The sequence below is a fragment of the Pigmentiphaga aceris genome, assembly GCF_008119665.1.
Lineage (GTDB): Bacteria > Pseudomonadota > Gammaproteobacteria > Burkholderiales > Burkholderiaceae_B > Pigmentiphaga > Pigmentiphaga aceris.
In genome coordinates, this window is the sequence record NZ_CP043046.1 from 5,718,612 (window position 1) to 5,735,536 (window position 16,925).

The window sequence follows — 16,925 nt, forward strand, 5'->3', positions numbered from 1 at the left end:
AGCGAGGCTACTGATGGCCTATCGTAGGGAGAATTTGTGAAGGCCTGGAGATGTGAAGTTCAAACGCGCGAACTTCGGACATGGCCTTCATTCTAATAAAGCCGAATGGCTGAGTTCCACAGCACCGGCTGAGCGGACAGACGAACGGCTGAAGTACAAAACAATAGATGAAACGACTCGACCACCGACCTTAGGTTTGTTGCATATCACGCGCAGCCAGCGGAGTCTCAATGGTCACGATGTCATTGCCAGCCCCATGCTTTTCCAGCGCATCCGGTCCCTCTTCCGCCAATTTGCGCAACAAATCCGGCTGCAACACGATGATCACCCGCCCTTCTTTCTTCAAAATGCCGCGTTTCTGCAGTGAATGAATTGCACGCGATACCGTCTCGCGACTGGTATTGATGTTGAAGGCCATCTGCTGCTGCGTGGGCAGGTTTTCGATGACGGTGTTGTCGGCATTTTGCGGATCGATGCCCGTACGCGCCATGCCCAGCAATTGCAGATACACCCGCTGCTGCGCATTGCTGATCGACAGCAAGGTCCGCTGATGCGACAACTGACGCACCACAGCTGCCAACCGGATCATGACCCGCTCAGCCACCAGCGGGTACCCAAAGAACAATTGGCGGGCCGCCTTGCGTGGCAGCAGTCCCACGGTGGACGGCGCAACCGCCACCACGGTGGCCGAACGTGGCTGGTTGTCGATCAGGGACAATTCACCGAAGTAGTCGCCCGGCTTGACCAGGTGCAGACCGACTTCACTGCCGTCTTCGCCGAAATCGACAATTTGCAGCGATCCTTCCAGCAGGAAAGCCAGCGAATCGCTGTTGGCTCCCTTGGCAATGACGGTTTCACGGCGCGCGAACAGGCGCAATTGCATGATGCCCGCGATCTCTTCAAGAATGCGGGACTCGATTCCTTCGAAAAGTGGAATCGTCGACAAAACCTGCTGCGATATAGCCATGGATACCTGGGAAGCCTTAGCCATAAAGTATAGCGCTCGTGCTTGCCGGCTCTTGTATGTGTCTGATACCTGCTTTGTCACATACCTGCAATACCCGCGCCATACTATCGACACAACTCAGTCACCTGCGCGACGCAAATCACCATGTCCAGCACCATTCTCGTTGTCGAAGACGAACCCGCAATTCAGGAACTGATCGCGGTCAATCTGTCCTTTGCAGGCCACAAAGTGCTGCGCGCCGATGACGCCGAGCAGGCCGAAACCCTGATCCGCGCCGAATTGCCCGACCTGATCCTGCTCGATTGGATGCTGCCCGGCGCATCGGGTATCACCTTGGCGCGCCGCCTGCGCGGCGATGAACGCACCCGCGACGTGCCGGTGATCATGCTGACCGCCAAGGGTGCCGAGCAGGACAAGGTCGACGGCCTGGAAGCCGGTGCCGACGACTACATCACCAAGCCGTTCTCGCCGAAAGAGCTGATGGCGCGCATCAAGGCGGTGTTGCGCCGTCGCGCACCGCAGCTGACCGATGATGTAATCGACGTAAGCGGCCTGCGTCTGGACCCGGTCACGCACCGTCTGAACGGCGGCGACGCGTTGTTGCCGATCGGCCCGACCGAATTCCGCCTGCTGCATTTCTTCATGACCCACCCGGAACGCGTGTTCTCGCGTTCGCAGCTGCTTGACCAGGTGTGGGGCGACCACGTGTTCGTGGAAGAACGCACGGTGGACGTGCACATTCGCCGTCTGCGCAAGGCGCTGGAACCCAGCCGTCACGACGTTCACGTGGAAACCGTGCGCGGCAGTGGCTACCGTTTCACTGCCACACCGATTGCGCCGGTCGCACCGATAGCCTCGGCCACCAACGACGCCTGATTCCAGCCACCAGCGGGGCCTGACGCACGCCAGGCCCGCTCCTGCGACAATTGCACATGGTCTGGCTTCGAAATCTGGTTTTCATTGTGGTCCTGGCGCTTCTCGCCCGGGCCAGTCGTCATGCGCTGGGCAACGACAGCGCGTGGATTTTCTTCTGTGCCGGCATCTTGCTGCTGCTGCACTGGCACGTGCTGCAACTGGCGCGCGTGTCCAAGTGGACCGAAGATTTACGCCGTCCGCCGCCAGTTACCACCGGTTCCTGGGACGATTTGCTGGCGCGTCTATATAAGTACCATCGTTCGCAGGAACGGCTGCTGCACGAGGCCGAGGAAGGCCTGCAGGGTGCGGTGGCGGCCGGGCAGGCACTGCCTGACGGCGTGGTCACGCTGGACGCGGGCTTTCACATCCTGTGGTGCAACCGCATCGCGCGCCAGCATCTGGGCTTGCGGATTCCTGCCGATCAGGGCCAGAACCTGCTGAACCTGATGCGTGCGCCGGAATTCGTGCGCTATGCCAGTCAGGACAGCTGGACCGAGCCGCTGCTGGTACGCAGCCCGGCATCTTACGAACGTTTGCTGATGGTGCAGCTGATCGTCTACGGACGTGGGCAGCGCATGGTGCTGACGCGTGATGTGACCCAGATCGAAAAGCTGGAAACCACCCGCCGCGACTTCGTGGCCAACGTGTCGCACGAATTGCGCACTCCGCTGACGGTGCTGGCTGGCTTCCTGGAAACGCTGAAGGACATGCCGGACGAAGCCTTGTCGGCCGAGCAGCGCGAACAGTACATGGGCATGATGCTGGAACAGGCCCAGCGCATGCAGGCCATCGTGGCCGACTTGCTGACGCTGTCGGCGCTGGAAGCCTCGCCCTCTGCCGAACCGCATCCGGTGGGCATGCGCACGCTGATCGAAGCGGCGCGCCAGCAGGCCGAACCTTTGTCCGCAGGCCGCCACCAGTTCATCTGGAATGTGGACGAGACGCTCGACATCTTAGGTACGGCAAGCGAACTGGGGTCGGCCATCACGAACTTGCTGGTCAATGCGGTGCGCTACACCCCTGAAGGCGGGCGCATCACCATCAGCTGGCGACGCGAGGCCGACGGCAGCGCACGTTACCGGGTGGTGGATACCGGCATCGGCATTGCCGCTCACCATTTGCCGCGCCTGGCCGAACGTTTCTACCGGATCGACCGCAGCCGTTCGCGCGAATCCGGCGGCACCGGATTGGGTCTGGCGATAACCAAACACGTGGCCATGCGCCACGACGGTGAGCTGCAGATTGCCAGCGAACTTGGCAAGGGCAGCAACTTCAGCATTGTCTTCCCGGCAGAGCGAATCTCGGTCGCAGAAGACGACGCGGCATAAGCTTATGCCTATTTGATCCGCAGCTACCCCCATTGCCGACGGGGGTTTACCTGCGTGCGAGCCCACTTTGGCTCACAATGGTCGATTGTGTTTTTTCGCAGGACGGAGTCGCCGCATGGCCAAGATCGTGTTTTTCGAGAACATCCACCCCAGCGCACGTGCCGTATTCGCACGCGCCGGTTTGACCGACATCACCACGTACAACAGCGCCTTGTCGCCTGAAGCACTGATCGAAGCCGTTCGCGGCGCAGAAGTGCTGGGCATCCGCTCGCGTACGCAAATGGACCGTGCAGCACTTGCGGCTGCCGCACCGTCTCTGCGCACCGTGGGTTGCTTCTGCATCGGTACGAACCAAGTGGACCTGAAGGGTGCCGCCGAACAGGGCGTGCCGGTCTTCAATGCCCCGTTCTCGAATACCCGCTCGGTTGCTGAGCTGGTGATTGCCGAAGCCATTCTGCTGCTGCGTCGCGTGCCCGAGAAAAGCGACCGCGTGCATCACGGCCACTGGGACAAGACCGCCACCGGTGCCTATGAAGCCCGTGGCAAGACGCTGGGCATCATCGGCTACGGCAACATCGGCTCGCAGGTCGGTACCCTGGCGGAAAGCATCGGCATGCGTGTCATCTTCCATGACCTGGAAGCCAAGCTGCCGCTGGGCAATGCGCGCGCGCAGCCGGATCTGTCGGTGCTGCTGGGCGAAGCCGACGTGCTGACCCTGCATGTGCCGGGCGGTCGTGGCACCGAGAACATCATCAACGCCGACACCCTGAAGCAGATGAAGCCGGGTTCGATCCTGATCAACGCCTCGCGTGGTGGTGTGGTCGATATCGACGCCCTGCGCGACGCGCTGGTCAGCAAGCACATTGCCGGCGCAGCGCTGGACGTGTTCCCGGTCGAACCCAAGAGCGTGGACGAGCCGCTGGCTAGCCCGCTGATCGGCCTGCCCAACGTGATCCTGACCCCGCACATCGGCGGCAGCACGATGGAATCACAAGAAAACATCGGCATCGAAGTGGCCGAAAAGCTGGTGCGTTTCATCCAGACCGGCACCACCAAGGGTGCCGTCAACTTCCCCGAGCTGTCTTATGAAGATGCCGAAGGCGCAGCGCGCCTGCTGCACGTTCACCGCAATGAACCCGGCGTGCTGGCCTCGCTGAACAACCTGCTGGCCGAGCGCAAGCTGAACATCGTCAGCCAGCGTCTGCACACCAAGGGCGGCATTGGCTACGTGATTACCGATGTGGATGGCAACATCGACGCGGGTGCGCTGGAAGCTGTGCGCAAGCAAAGCTCGACGATCCGGGCCGACGTGGTTTAAGTCATTGAGTTGCTAGATAGCACGCAGTCTTCGTCGCGAAGACTGCGATGCGACAACAGCGGGTTCACGCCGAAAGTGTGAACCCGCTGTTTGTTTTTGGGCGAAATGGCGCGCACCTGCGTGCTGCTGGTTTTGCTCAAAACACATTCTTGCGCCACCAAATTGCATGACCTATCATCTATTGGTACGTCATCAATGGAATGGCAATGACCTCCCCGGACGACACCCGGCACGGCCAATTCGGTGCCTTGTTGGGACTGACCACCCGCCAATGGCGGCGCGCGGTCGATCAGCAGCTTCAGCCTTTCGGCTTGACCGAGGCAACCTGGCGGCCCCTGCTGCAAATTGCCCGCACGCCTGAAGCCCTGCGACAGAAAGAATTGGCAGCGGCGCTATCCCTGGACAGCTCGGCCGTGGTCCGGCTGCTGGATTCCCTACAAGCTGCCGGACTGATCGAACGACGCGAAGATGCCGCCGACCGACGCGCCAAGTCGATTCTGCTGACAGACACCGGCAAGGCCATGGTGGCGCGGGTCGAAGAAAGTGCTCGCCAAGTGCGTGACATTGCGCTGGTCGGCATCTCGGATGCAGACATCGCCACCACCATGCGGGTCATGCGCCAGATCCACCAGACCCTGACGCCCGATACGCAAGACCCAGCGCCATGAGCGCTATCCAACGACCCCGCATCGTCGACGGTGTGGAAATTCCGCAGGCCCCCTTGTGGCTGCTGGCGATCATTACTTTCTGCGGCACTTTTGCGATGCACATCTTTGTGCCCGCCCTGCCGATCGCGGCGGCCGACCTGGGTGTTGGCGCAGCCGCCATGCAGACCACCATCAGCATCTACATTCTGGGGCTGGCCGTGGGGCAGCTGATCTACGGCCCGCTTGCCGACCGGTTCGGCCGCCGCAAGGTGTTGATGTTCGGCATCGTGATCTACACCTGTTCGGGCTTGGCAGCGGCGCTGGCCCCCGATGCGCAAGCCCTGATCACCGCCCGGCTCTTCCAGGCCCTGGGCGGCTGTTCGGGTTTGGTGCTGGGGCGAGCGATGGTGCGCGACACCTCCACCACCGACGATGCGGTGAAGCGCCTGGCCTTGATGAACATGATGGTCATGCTCGGACCGGGGCTGGCACCGCTGCTGGGTGGGTTGCTGGCCAATTCCCTGGGATGGCGGTCGATCTTCTTTGCGCTCTGTGCGCTGGGCATTGCCAATTTCCTGTTGGCCTGGCGGCTGCTGCCGGAAACCGGCAAGCCCCGCCCGAAGAACGGGCCATCGCTGCTGAATGATTACAGCAAGCTGCTGCGCTCGAAAGTTTTCCTGCTGCTGACCCTGGGCGGCGGCTGCGCCACCACGTCGGCCTACGCGTTCATCGCATCGGCACCCTTCATCTTCGTGCACGACCTGCAACGACCGGCGAGCGAAGTCGGCCCCTACCTGGCCATGCTGGTGTGCGGGGTATGGGGCGGCAGCTTCACGGCAAGCAGGCTGATCACTCGCGTGTCGGTGCGAAAGCTGATGATCGTCGCCAACGCAGTCAGCGTGCTGGCTACCTTTGTATTGCTGGGCGCAACCCTGCTGGGACAGTTGTCGGTGCCGCTGGTGATCGGCACCTTGTTCGTCTTCAGTTGGGGTTCCGGCACCGCGTCGCCGTCTGCCTTGAGCGAGGCCATCAGCGTGAATCCGAACGTGATCGGCTCGGCGTCCGGGCTGTACGGCTTCGGGCAGATGTCCATCGGCGCAATCTGTACGACCCTGGCCGGCATGGGCAGCAACCCGGCGCTGGGCGTGAGCATCGTCATGGCAACGGCCGGGGTGATTGCACAGCTGAGCTTCAGATATGCGGGGCGGGTGCGGACGGCAGGGTGATTACCAGCTTATTGGTGCGGTCATGTCGGCAAAGTCACACCGATATCGCCCAGTTGCCGAAGCAGATGCGAACCACTAGCTGAAACGCCGCCGCACCCACCACCCGGCCACCAGCCCCAGTCCGCCCACCACTGCAAACACCCACCCGGACACTGCACCGGCCATGATGCCGGACAGCAAGGTGCCCACGGTGCAGCCCAGCGCCACCATGGCCCCCCAGCCCATCAGCAGGCCGCCGCCCAGCGCACGCAACGATTCGGATGCACTTGGCCATTTGGGTCGGAAATCGCCCGCGATCAAGGCTGATGCAAAAGATGCCAGCACCAGGCCGATGACAAACACACCGTTGCGTGACAGCAGCGCGTCCTTCACCACGGTGGCGCAGCCCGCAAAACTGTCCAGCCCTTCCAGGCGATCCGGCAACCAGCCCTGGCTTGCCGCAGCGGTGCGCGCCAGGCTTCCCAGTTCGGCGGTAACGCCCAACGGTGCCACGCGAAAGTAGGCCACCACGCCAATCGCCGCCACCAGCAGGCCACCAACATAGGACGGCCAGCGCGCGCCAAACAGCAGCGCGCCAAGTCGAGGGACTTGGTTCAAACCAGCAAGCTCAGCCCCTGTCTGATCAGCCTGCCTGCGATGATGTCGAAGCAACCACGCCACGGCACTGACCAGCAGCCCTACTTGCACCAACAAAGACCCACCGTATCCCAGAAAGTGCGGCAGCCACACCACCGGCGCGGCTTGGATGGTCGACAGGTACAAGGTGTTCCACGACGCAAAGCCCAACGCGAAACCCGCCACGGCCCCCAGCAGCGCAAACACCGATCCAACTGCGCCCTCGCCCAGTCGGTACAGATGAGCGCTGATACAAGACCCGCTTAGCGCCGTGCCCAGCCCGAAAGCCAGCGCACCCGCAGCAAGCACCCAGCTGACCGGTCCGATGTGCGCGCCTGGTGGCAGACCAGGCGCACGCGCGATCGGCAGAAAAGCACCGAACACGGCGTGATAACCGATCGTGCCTACGATCAAGGCCACGACGATGCCGATCAATCCCCGTGCATCGCGTCGCTCCAGAAAGTCGCGGGCATTGCAGTAGAAACAAAAGCGCGAGCGTTGCAGCACCAATCCGAAGAGCGCACCTGCCACCACTGAGAACGCCAACGCGCGCCCGTCATCGGGGCGCGCGGCGAGCCACCATGCCATCGCAGCCAGGGCTGCGGCGATCAAGGTGGACAAGGCCAAGGCAGGCGTCGGTGCGGAGCTGGGAGCCACCAATGTGGCACCCGTTACCTGTCTGCCGCTCAGACCTTGCCCCATACCGTTCCGGCCGGGTTGGCAATCGGCACGCCTACGCTGTTGCCGTATTCGGTCCAGGAACCGTCATAGTTGCGCACCTTGTAGCCCAGCAGTTTGCTGAGTGCGAACCACGAGTGGCTGGACCGCTCGCCAATGCGGCAGTAAGTGATGATTTCCTTGCTGCCGTCGATGCCCACGGCGGCATACAAGGCGCGCAATTCCTCGACCGGCTTGAAGGTGCCGTCTTCTGCCACCAGACGACCCCACGGCACGTTGATCGCACCCGGTACGTGACCGGCGCGAATCGACAATTCCTGCACACCATTGGGCGCGATGACCTTGCCGCTGTATTCGTCGGCCGAGCGGATGTCGACCAAGGCCACATTGCTTTCCTTGCGAGCCGCTGCCACCACGTCAGCCAAGCGTGCGCGCAACGCGGCATTGGCCGGTTTGACCGTCACACTGCCCTGCGCTGGGGTAACCGCTGCGGTGGCCAGTGCCCGGCCTTCGGCTTCCCATTTCTTGCGACCGCCATCGAGGAGCTTCACGTTTTCAATACCGTAGATATCGAAGACCCACGCACCCCAGGCCGCGAACCAGTTGTTGTTGTCGCCGTACAGCACGGTGACGGTGTCCTGATTCACGCCGGCATTGCGCAGCAGCTTCTGGAATTGCTCGGGCTTGGCGATGTCGCGTTCGACGGTGTCCACCAGGTCGGTGTGCCAACGCAGATTGGCCGCGCCGGGCAGGTGGCCACGTTCGTACAGACCGGGATTCACGCTGACTTCGATGACCCGGACTTTCGGATTCGACAGATTTTCAGCCAGCCATTGCGTGCTGACCAGGTGCGAACTTTGAGCAAAAGCGGGAACAGCGAACGAGGTGGCGGCAAGCGAGGTGGCAGCAAGCAGCACCCCGGCCAGGGCAGACCGAAGCGACATGGGAATCTCCGTGACGGGATGTGTGGATACCCACATTAGCCAAACACCATCACGCCACGAACGAATCGTTCGCCATATCTACATGACGAATTCAGCTGGTTGTCAGCGCTTGAACAGGGGCCGTCTAACAAGCCACAACAAGCCACAACAAGCATCGCAGGGGTTGATCGCAACCTGCCCAGCTACTTAATGCACCGCCCCGACGCGCTGTTGAATCCCCTGCACCAGCCTGCTACAGCGTTCCGCAATTTCCGCGCGCGGCACGCCGGCCGCCGGATTGCTCTTTGCCCGCAGACATTCGGCAAGCACCACGCGCATCTGCATTTTCCGCGTGAAATGCGGATCTTTCTTGGCACCCATGTACATAAGACCTGCGGTGCCCATGACGCCAATCAACGTCAACCACAACACGCCTGCAATCAGACAGATCGATATATCCATCTGCTGTTTGCGCGTGCTGGGTGACGAGGGTGCGCGTGTGGGTACGGGTGCCACGACATTGCCGATTGACGGGTGTCCAACTGCGAAAATAGTTTCGATCAGTCTATAACCGAAAAATCCAAAAATATACTCAATCCGCCCAACGGAAATTGAATCTATCTTGCGCTATTTCATCAATTTATTTCAGTAATTAATTTCATTAATTACGACTAACCAGACAAACCCGCGAAACCTGCGCCACCCCCGCCATGACAGCATTATCATGAGGTTAAACCAGCATCCTGGATTACCGATAAATGCTGTTGTTCATCATTGCTCTGATCACGATGTTGATAAGCTGGATTTACGCTTCGCCAGTTGCCAACCAGCGCGATGAACAGGCGTCGGCGTGGACGATTGCGCCTGTGTCGCCACAAGTCATGGACACCAACATCCTGCTTGCCATGGGCAGTGACAAGCATCTGTTCTTCCCCAGTGACAATGTGGTCGTCAGCCACAGCCATAAAACACCCGAATCGGCACGCCGGGTCACGCTGAATCTGGGAGAGCAGAAAAAAGTGGTGTTGTACGTGCCGCAAAAGCGCGCCATTCGGGATCAGCAGGCCAAGCTGCTTGCCAGCAAAGACCCGATCTGTCCGCGATTGCCGCAAGACGTCAATGCAGCGGTGCTGTGGCAGGAAGACAAACTGGGGGCGCAGATTGCCGCAGAAACCCGCGCAGGAAAATTGCCCAAGACGCAACAGGACCCGGGCAAGCCCATGCGCAGCCTGTACGACATCCACCAGATACGCAAACCTGCGCTGACCACAGCCCCCGAGCGCCAGGCCGCGTGGCTGGCCGTCAAACGGAAAACCGCTGAGAACATCAACAAGGCGGTCGAGGTAACCGATTTGCTCGGCGCCGATGCCGAAAAGGCCCGCTACTTCGTGAAAACGCTGCCAACCGGCCAGCTTGTGTCGATATGGACGGTCGTGCCGATCATGCATCCACACTACAAGTACCGCATCGAAGTCGAACAGGACATCGAACGCACCGGCTCAGCCATCACCACTGCCATCTTCGCCAGCAGCGATGTCATCGAACCCTGCCTGGACCTGGCTGAACGCATCTCCATGCAAGCGGGTCAGGTGCTGGCCGAGACCCATAGCCGGGTCAGGTACCACTGACACGGGCGTCTCTCAAACGCGTCAATACGGCCAACGGAGAGCAAGGTCGACAACGAAAAATCTGCACTATGAGAGCGCGGGAAAGTCAGTGCGACAGCAGACTTCCCGCGGGCTTTCAACGAAGACGACGAATATTTTCGTCAATTCTGCCCTGGATATGGGACAAGGTATCCGGCCTGATTTGCCCCGGAAACCCGCGCTGGGCGGTTGTCTTGAACGTGCTGGCTACCCCGCAGATCTGGTCGATGATGTCGCCTGCAGCATGGCCTGACAAGCCTGCCTCTTGCTCCCCCAACTTGAGCAGGCTTCCACGGGAAATCTCCAATGCCTCACCCAGCACGTCCATCTGGTGGTATCCCCCCGGCCCTTCGCAAAACGTCACGTCATAGGCTGGAGCCAATATCCAATCACCGGTCGCGGACATCAGATATGCAAAGTTCTTGGGGTGATCATCCCGGTTGTTGAACACAACGTTGAAAACGGCGCGTTGGAACGCCAGCGCGCGCTCTCGAACGTCGTTGGTACACAATTGCGTTGCACGCAGAAAATTGACGTAATCCAGCGTACCCGGCACGCGGAAATCTGCACCTGTGAACGCAGCGAGACTTTGCATCGGTACGCGCATGCCAGCCTGTCGATCAAACCGTTTGGTGGCAAAGGCCGCATGCCCCCCAGGAAGCTCGAAGTAAGCCGTATCCGGCGTCGTGATCCCGCATGCACGTAGACATTCGGCATAGGCGGCTTCAATCGCACACACTTCAGCGTGCTCTCCCTGGCCCGGAAATTTGATCAGCCAAGCTTCCGAGTTCGGCGTCTCGACCGTGCTGAATTCATCACTGACTGCGTCTCGGTAAAGCAGTGCTTTGGGTCGGGCCCCGTGCGGAGAACCGCCAAGTTGCAGCAAACCAGCCAGGAATTCGCCTCCGGTGCCGTGCAGTACGTCCTGCACCTCTGCAGCAAGTTTGTGCAATGGAATGTCGTCTTGCAACCCGGCTGCGTCCGGGGCAGCAGGCGCAAAGGACAGCGCGCCCATGGCGCTGGCGCCAATGTAGGTAAGACGCTCCAACGGTCCAACCCGCGCAGGATTGATCTGCCGACGCTTGAAAAGCCGATCCATCAGCAACATTCCCCAGCCATCGGGCAACGCATCGTAAACCGGACCAGGCAACCCGAGTTGATGTGCGGGAAAATCCTTGCGAAGCTTGGAGCCATGCAGCGGAAGCTGGTAGGCCGACAGTTCAAACCCTTTGGCCAACGCTTCGTCGCTGTATTCGAAGACGATCAGCGGCCGACCAGTCAGCGCGGTCGATGACACCAGCGTGCCCCAACGCCAGTGCGCGCCCCAACCGTCATAGTAGACGTCGATCTGTCTAGACATCGCTGGCCTTTCTCTTCGTGCGCCGGCGTGTTGCACTGTCCTCGTAGCGCAAGATGTCATCCAGGCTATCCAGCTGAGGCATGAAGAGTTGTTCCAATTCTTGCCGTCGTCCCAACACCATGGCGACACGAATCACGCTCTCGAATGTCGTGTTTCGACCCGCCTCCAGATTGGACAGCGTATTCACGCCGATGCCTGCGCGGCCGGCAACATCCGCTTGGGTCATCTGTCGAGCAAGTCGTTCTTTGCGAAGTCGCTCGCAAAGAAGCTTGACGAGTTCATCCGGCTTGGTGAAAAGTAAATCCATAATTTTGGGGCTTAAGTGCCTTTTCTGGACTTAATTCACCATATTTTGGACTTAAACACTGTTCGGATCAATGTCCGCAACATACTTGCGGACATTGATCCAGGTGCCGACACGAATCAAACCAACACGCGCTCGATCCCGCCTTCGTTGGCGCGCTTAACGTAGCTTTCCATCCACGTATCGCCCAGCAGGTGCTTGGCGATTTCCACCACGATGTAGTCGGCATCCACCGAGGCGTCGTCGTTGTAGCGCTTCAAGCCCTGCATGCACGACGGGCACGACGTCAGGATCTTCACGTCACCCGTGAAGCCATCGGCGCGCAGCTTTTCCGCACCCTTGGTGATCTCGATTTCCTTGCGGAAACGAATCTGCGTGGAAATGTCGGGGCGCGATACCGCCAGCGTGCCCGACTCACCGCAGCAACGCTCGCTCTTTTCCACTTCCGGGCCGACTAGTGCGCGCACCGTCTTCATCGGCTCCTGCAGCTTCATCGGCGTGTGGCAGGGGTCGTGGTACATGTAGCGCGTACCCGTCACACCTTCCAGCTTCACGCCCTTTTCCAGCAGGTATTCGTGAATGTCGATCAGGCGGCAGCCGGGGAAGATCTTGTCGAATTCATAACCCGCCAGCTGGTCATAACAGGTGCCACAGCTGACCACCACCGTCTTGATGTCCAGATAGTTCAGCGTGTTGGCCATGCGGTGGAACAGCACACGGTTATCCGTGATGATCTTCTCGGCCTTGTCTTCCATGCCATTGCCGCGCTGCGGATACCCACAGCACAGGTAACCCGGCGGCAGCACCGTCTGCACACCCACGTGCCACAGCATGGCCTGGGTGGCCAAGCCTACCTGCGAGAACAGGCGCTCTGATCCGCAACCCGGGAAGTAGAACACCGCTTCCGACTCGGCCGACGTTGCCTTCGGATCACGAATGATCGGCACGTACTTGTTGTCTTCGATGTCCAGCAACTTGCGCGCGGTCTGCTTGGGCAGGCTGCCGGGCATCTTCTTGTTCACGAAGTGCACGACCTGCTCGCGGATCGGCGCTTTGCCCACGGTAGCCGGCGGCAGTGCGGTCTGCTTCTTCGCAAACTTGCCCAGCATGTCGTGCGCGAAGCGTTGCGCCTTGTAGCCGACTTCCACCATCGCGGTACGCGTGGCGTTGATGGTGCGCGGGTCCTTGGCGTTCAGGAAGAACATCGCGGCCGAGGTACCCGGATTGAAGGACTTCTTGCCCATGCGGCGCAGCAAGGCGCGCATGTTCATCGACACGTCGCCGAAGTCGATATCCACCGGACAGGGCGTGGCGCATTTGTGGCAGACCGTACAGTGGTCGGCCACGTCTTCGAATTCTTCCCAATGCTTGATGCTGATGCCGCGACGCGTCTGCTCCTCGTACAGGAAGGCTTCCACCAGCAAGGACGTTGCCAGAATCTTGTTGCGCGGCGAGTAAAGCAAGTTGGCTCGCGGCACGTGGGTGGCACAGACCGGCTTGCACTTGCCGCAACGCAGGCAGTCCTTCACCGCATGCGAAATCGCACCGATGTCGCTCTGCTGCATGATCAGCGACTCATGGCCCATCAGTCCGAAGCTGGGCGTATAGGCATGACGCAGGTCACCGCCCGGCATCAGCTTGCCGGCATTGAAGCGGTTCTCCGGATCGACGCGGCGCTTGTAGTCCTGGAAGGGCTTCAGTTCGGCGTCGGTCAGGAATTCATACTTGGTGATGCCAATGCCGTGCTCACCCGAGATCACGCCATTCAAATCACGCGCAATCTGCATGATGCGCACGACGGCCTCGTTGGCCTCTTGCAGCATCTCGTAGTCGTCGGAATTGACCGGGATGTTGGTGTGCACATTGCCATCACCCGCATGCATGTGCAGCGCCACGAACACACGGCCCTTCAACACCTTGTCGTGGATGGCCTGCGCCTCTTCCACCACACAGGCCAGCGCCGCACCCGCAAACAAGCGTTGCAGATGCGCGCGGATTTCCGTGCGCCAGGAAATGCGAATGGTGCGGTCCTGCATCACGTCAAACAGACGTGCGTCGGGCTGGATCATCAGGCGCTGGCGCAAGGCCGGCAGCAAGGCATCCAGGCCGTGCAGTTCAATCGACGACAGTGCCTCGGCAAGCGGCAGGTCCAGATGTTCCAGCATCCAGCGCCAGCGTGCGCCAACCTGGCTCAGCAGCTCCAGCGCCTGTGCACCGCGATCACCCAACAGTTCTTCACGCGACAGGCGCGCGCCGTCACCGTCGTCGCTCTTGCCGACCGGCAGTTCGCCGTCGAAGAAGGCCTGCAGCTTTTCGACCAGCTTCAGCTTGTTGACGGTGGACAGCTCGATGTTGATGCGTTCGATATGGTCGGTGTATTCGCCCATGCGATTGAGCGGGATCACCACATCTTCATTGATCTTGAAGGCGTTGGTGTGGCGCGCAATCGCCGCCGTGCGCGAGCGATCCAGCCAGAACTTCTTGCGGGCCTCGGCGCTGACCGCCGTGAAGCCTTCACCGTGGCGCGTGTTGGCCAGGCGCACGACTTCGCTGGCGGCAACCGCCACCGCGTTTTCGTCGTCACCCACGATGTCACCGATCAGCACCATCTTGGGCAGCACACCGCGCTTGCTCTTGGTGGCATAGCCCACCGCGCGCAGATACCGCTCGTCCAAGTGTTCCAGGCCCGCCAGGGTCGCGCCGCGTGCACGACCTTCGCCGTCCAGGTACGCCTTGACCTCGACAATCGACGGGATGGCGTCGCGCGCCTGCCCGAAGAACTCCATACAGACCGTGCGTGTGTGCTTGGGCATGCGGTGCAGAATCCAGCGCGCCGACGTGATCAACCCGTCGGTACCTTCCTTCTGCACGCCTGGCAAACCGGCCAGGAACTTGTCGGTCACGTCCTTGCCCAGCCCTTCCTTGCGGAAACGCTTGCCTTCGATCTGCAGAGTTTCGCTGCGCAGCAGCGCAACGCCTGGGGCTTGCTTGCCGTCGAACCACTTCAGTTCGAAGCGCGCCATCTCCACGTCGTGGATCTTGCCCAGGTTGTGATCCAGACGCGTGACTTCCAGCCAGTCGCCCTGCGGATCGACCATGCGCCACCAGGCCAGATTGTCCAGCGCGGTGCCCCACAGCACGGCCTTCTTGCCGCCGGCGTTCACGGCAACGTTGCCGCCCACACAGGACGCTTCCGCAGAAGTCGGGTCAACCGCGAACACAAAACCGGCTTTCTCGGCCGCATCGGACACGCGCTTGGTGACCACGCCAGCGCCGGTGAAGATCGACGCGCTGACCTCGGTCAAGCCCGGCAACACGGTCTGTTCGACCGCGCCGATGGTTTCCAGCTTCTCGGTGTTGATGACCACCGACTTCCAGGTCAGCGGAATCGCGCCGCCCGTATAGCCCGTGCCGCCCCCACGCGGAATGATGGTGAGGCCCAACTCAATACAGGAACGGACCAGCGCGGCCATTTCCTCTTCGTGGTCCGGCGTCAGCACCACGAAGGGATATTCCACGCGCCAGTCGGTTGCGTCGGTCACGTGCGATACGCGCGACAAGCCATCGAACTTGATGTTGTCGGCAGCCGTGATGCGGCCCAGCAGCTTGCGCGTCTGCTTGCGCAAGTCGTAGGTGGATGCGAATTCGCGCTCAAACGCAGACACCGCGCCACGTGCCAGTTCCAGCAGGCTGGCTACCTTGCCGTCGCGCAGCGTGTCGCTGGCGTCACGGCGACGCTCGACTTCGCGCAGGCGGTGGTTCAGCGCTTCCACCAGCTGGGCGCGGCGCTTCGGGTTGTCCAGCAGGTCATCCTGCAAGTACGGATTGCGCCGCACCACCCAGATATCACCCAGCACTTCGTACAACATACGCGCCGATCGGCCGGTACGGCGCTCGGATCGCAACTCGTCCAGCATCGACCAGGCGTCGGGCCCAAGCAGGCGCAACACGATCTCGCGGTCGGAGAACGAGGTGTAGTTGTAGGGGATTTCGCGCAGGCGGGAAGCCGCTTGCGGGGGGATAAATGCAGTAGGAAGCAGCGGCGCGTTCATGTCTGGGACCTTCGCTCAGGGCGGACATTCTAGCTGGCGGATGCTGAAACGCGGGTAAACCCGGCGGGATCACGTCGGCAGCGTTGCACCATGAACCACACTTAAGTGCATTTGACGCATCCAATCACATTACCAACTTTACGAACTTAACGAAAAGCATATAATTCACTTCAGACTTTAAAAACGGACCCGCCATGAATACGCAGGCCTTGAGATCAGTACCCATCAGTATCGAGGAGGAGATGCGTCGCTCCTACCTCGATTACGCCTTGGAAGTACTTCGTGGTTGCAGCATTTTTAGCGATTGTGAGCCGCAGGCTATCAGTCCGGAACCCAAGGGACCCGCAAGCTCGAAAGCGAGGGATCGTTCTCGGTATCCAATAAAAACGCGTGCATGGCAGCTACGCTCACAGCATCGACAATTCTTTGGCGCTTCTAAGGTTGACGCGCGAAATGCGCCTTGAGAGCAGACAGCGATGAGTACACAAATCCTCTCTCAAACCATGTTTCGTGACACATTCGATTCCCGCGGCGATAGCGATCCATACGCATCCCCGCAGCAATCTGCAGCCTTACTCAAACAAGGGGCCGAGTACCGAAGACAGCGAATTGATGCTGCCGACATGTTGACCAGCGACCAAGCCGCAGCACTCGCAGGCGTCAGTCGTGTCAGCATTCATGCCTGGGCGAAAGTTGGACGTTGCATTGGTATTGCGCACATCCGCCGCGGGCTCAAATTGCCGCGATGGCAATTTGAGCCTGAAGTGTGGGATTGGATTGCGCAAGTCGCCAAGGCACTACATACCCAGGACGGTTGGCGTCTACTCAGCTTTTTCGAGACACCGCTTAATGCGCTCGACGGTAAGACACCTCGTCAAGCGCTAGAGCAGGGCACGGCAGGAGATCGAATTGTGGCGCTCGCGACAGCTGATGCTCACTAACCTTT

Annotated in this window: 14 protein-coding genes; 7 read left to right on the forward strand and 7 right to left on the reverse strand. The window is 60.6% G+C overall.

All coding sequences use genetic code 11. The annotated features are described in order from the left end of the window. Positions 1–190 precede the first annotated feature (190 nt). Positions 191–946, reverse strand: coding sequence for a Crp/Fnr family transcriptional regulator (locus tag FXN63_RS24585; RefSeq protein WP_187395025.1), 756 nt, complete (start codon positions 944–946; stop codon positions 191–193). 165 nt (positions 947–1,111) lie between these two features. Between FXN63_RS24585 and phoB the strand changes: the two genes are divergently transcribed. From phoB to FXN63_RS24610, 5 genes are all read left to right on the forward strand, one after another. Continuing rightward, positions 1,112–1,843 (forward strand): phosphate regulon transcriptional regulator PhoB, encoded by a 732-nt coding sequence (gene phoB / locus FXN63_RS24590; RefSeq protein WP_148818140.1) that lies wholly within the window; start codon positions 1,112–1,114, stop codon positions 1,841–1,843. A gap of 56 nt (positions 1,844–1,899) precedes the next feature. Continuing rightward, a complete protein-coding gene (gene phoR, locus FXN63_RS24595; RefSeq protein ID WP_148818141.1) occupies positions 1,900–3,210 on the forward strand; it encodes a phosphate regulon sensor histidine kinase PhoR in 1,311 nt (436 codons plus the stop codon). 115 nt (positions 3,211–3,325) lie between these two features. After that, positions 3,326–4,528: a phosphoglycerate dehydrogenase gene (serA, locus tag FXN63_RS24600; RefSeq protein WP_148818142.1), complete on the forward strand. Its 1,203-nt coding sequence runs from the start codon at positions 3,326–3,328 to the stop codon at positions 4,526–4,528. A gap of 206 nt (positions 4,529–4,734) precedes the next feature. Continuing rightward, positions 4,735–5,196 carry a MarR family winged helix-turn-helix transcriptional regulator gene (locus FXN63_RS24605; RefSeq protein ID WP_148818143.1) on the forward strand — a complete coding sequence of 154 codons (462 nt, stop codon included), beginning with the start codon at positions 4,735–4,737 and terminating at the stop codon, positions 5,194–5,196. Continuing rightward, on the forward strand, positions 5,193–6,401 hold the full coding sequence (locus tag FXN63_RS24610) for a multidrug effflux MFS transporter (RefSeq protein WP_148818144.1): 1,209 nt from the start codon (positions 5,193–5,195) through the stop codon (positions 6,399–6,401). The genes FXN63_RS24605 and FXN63_RS24610 overlap by 4 nt, the downstream gene beginning before the upstream one ends. A gap of 75 nt (positions 6,402–6,476) precedes the next feature. On the opposite strand, the gene FXN63_RS24615 is transcribed toward FXN63_RS24610, so the two are convergent. The 3 genes from FXN63_RS24615 to FXN63_RS24625 all read right to left on the reverse strand — a co-directional run bounded on the left by FXN63_RS24615 (position 6,477) and on the right by FXN63_RS24625 (position 9,040). Then, on the reverse strand, positions 6,477–7,718 hold the full coding sequence (locus FXN63_RS24615) for a YeeE/YedE family protein (RefSeq protein ID WP_187395026.1): 1,242 nt from the start codon (positions 7,716–7,718) through the stop codon (positions 6,477–6,479). Then, complete coding sequence (locus FXN63_RS24620; protein ID WP_148818145.1) at positions 7,703–8,638, reverse strand: sulfurtransferase; 936 nt, start codon at positions 8,636–8,638, stop codon at positions 7,703–7,705. The genes FXN63_RS24615 and FXN63_RS24620 overlap by 16 nt, the downstream gene beginning before the upstream one ends. Positions 8,639–8,824: 186 nt before the next feature. Continuing rightward, positions 8,825–9,040, reverse strand: a complete 216-nt coding sequence (locus FXN63_RS24625) for a hypothetical protein (protein WP_148818146.1) — start codon at positions 9,038–9,040, stop codon at positions 8,825–8,827. 335 nt (positions 9,041–9,375) lie between these two features. On the opposite strand from FXN63_RS24625, the gene FXN63_RS24630 reads away from it, so the two are divergent. Beyond that, positions 9,376–10,245, forward strand: a complete 870-nt coding sequence (locus FXN63_RS24630; protein ID WP_148818147.1) for a hypothetical protein — start codon at positions 9,376–9,378, stop codon at positions 10,243–10,245. Positions 10,246–10,360: 115 nt separating this feature from the next. On the opposite strand, the gene FXN63_RS24635 is transcribed toward FXN63_RS24630, so the two are convergent. The 3 genes from FXN63_RS24635 to FXN63_RS24645 form a co-directional block, all read right to left on the reverse strand. After that, positions 10,361–11,623 carry a type II toxin-antitoxin system HipA family toxin gene (locus FXN63_RS24635; RefSeq protein WP_148818148.1) on the reverse strand — a complete coding sequence of 421 codons (1,263 nt, stop codon included), beginning with the start codon at positions 11,621–11,623 and terminating at the stop codon, positions 10,361–10,363. Continuing rightward, entirely contained in the window at positions 11,616–11,930 is a 315-nt protein-coding gene (locus FXN63_RS24640) for a helix-turn-helix domain-containing protein (protein WP_148818149.1), read from the reverse strand. Before FXN63_RS24640 ends, FXN63_RS24635 begins: the two co-directional genes overlap by 8 nt. 116 nt (positions 11,931–12,046) lie before the next feature. Then, on the reverse strand, positions 12,047–15,979 hold the full coding sequence (locus tag FXN63_RS24645; protein ID WP_148818150.1) for a DUF3683 domain-containing protein: 3,933 nt from the start codon (positions 15,977–15,979) through the stop codon (positions 12,047–12,049). A gap of 476 nt (positions 15,980–16,455) precedes the next feature. Here FXN63_RS24645 and FXN63_RS24650 point away from each other — a divergent pair, with 476 nt between their 5' ends. Beyond that, positions 16,456–16,920 carry a helix-turn-helix domain-containing protein gene (locus FXN63_RS24650; RefSeq protein ID WP_148818151.1) on the forward strand — a complete coding sequence of 155 codons (465 nt, stop codon included), beginning with the start codon at positions 16,456–16,458 and terminating at the stop codon, positions 16,918–16,920. Positions 16,921–16,925 lie beyond the last annotated feature (5 nt).

Excerpts from the sequence above, each read along its gene's own strand:
- phoB (WP_148818140.1), top strand. The coding sequence starts at position 1,112 with ATGTCCAGCACCATTCTCGTTGTCGAAGACGAACCCGCAATTCAGGAA.
- phoR (WP_148818141.1), top strand. The coding sequence starts at position 1,900 with ATGGTCTGGCTTCGAAATCTGGTTTTCATTGTGGTCCTGGCGCTTCTC.
- serA (WP_148818142.1), top strand. The coding sequence starts at position 3,326 with ATGGCCAAGATCGTGTTTTTCGAGAACATCCACCCCAGCGCACGTGCC.
- FXN63_RS24605 (WP_148818143.1), top strand. The coding sequence starts at position 4,735 with ATGACCTCCCCGGACGACACCCGGCACGGCCAATTCGGTGCCTTGTTG.
- FXN63_RS24610 (WP_148818144.1), top strand. The coding sequence starts at position 5,193 with ATGAGCGCTATCCAACGACCCCGCATCGTCGACGGTGTGGAAATTCCG.
- FXN63_RS24615 (WP_187395026.1), bottom strand. The coding sequence starts at position 7,718 with ATGGGGCAAGGTCTGAGCGGCAGACAGGTAACGGGTGCCACATTGGTG.
- FXN63_RS24620 (WP_148818145.1), bottom strand. The coding sequence starts at position 8,638 with ATGTCGCTTCGGTCTGCCCTGGCCGGGGTGCTGCTTGCTGCCACCTCG.
- FXN63_RS24630 (WP_148818147.1), top strand. The coding sequence starts at position 9,376 with ATGCTGTTGTTCATCATTGCTCTGATCACGATGTTGATAAGCTGGATT.
- FXN63_RS24635 (WP_148818148.1), bottom strand. The coding sequence starts at position 11,623 with ATGTCTAGACAGATCGACGTCTACTATGACGGTTGGGGCGCGCACTGG.
- FXN63_RS24640 (WP_148818149.1), bottom strand. The coding sequence starts at position 11,930 with ATGGATTTACTTTTCACCAAGCCGGATGAACTCGTCAAGCTTCTTTGC.
- FXN63_RS24645 (WP_148818150.1), bottom strand. The coding sequence starts at position 15,979 with ATGAACGCGCCGCTGCTTCCTACTGCATTTATCCCCCCGCAAGCGGCT.
- FXN63_RS24650 (WP_148818151.1), top strand. The coding sequence starts at position 16,456 with ATGAGTACACAAATCCTCTCTCAAACCATGTTTCGTGACACATTCGAT.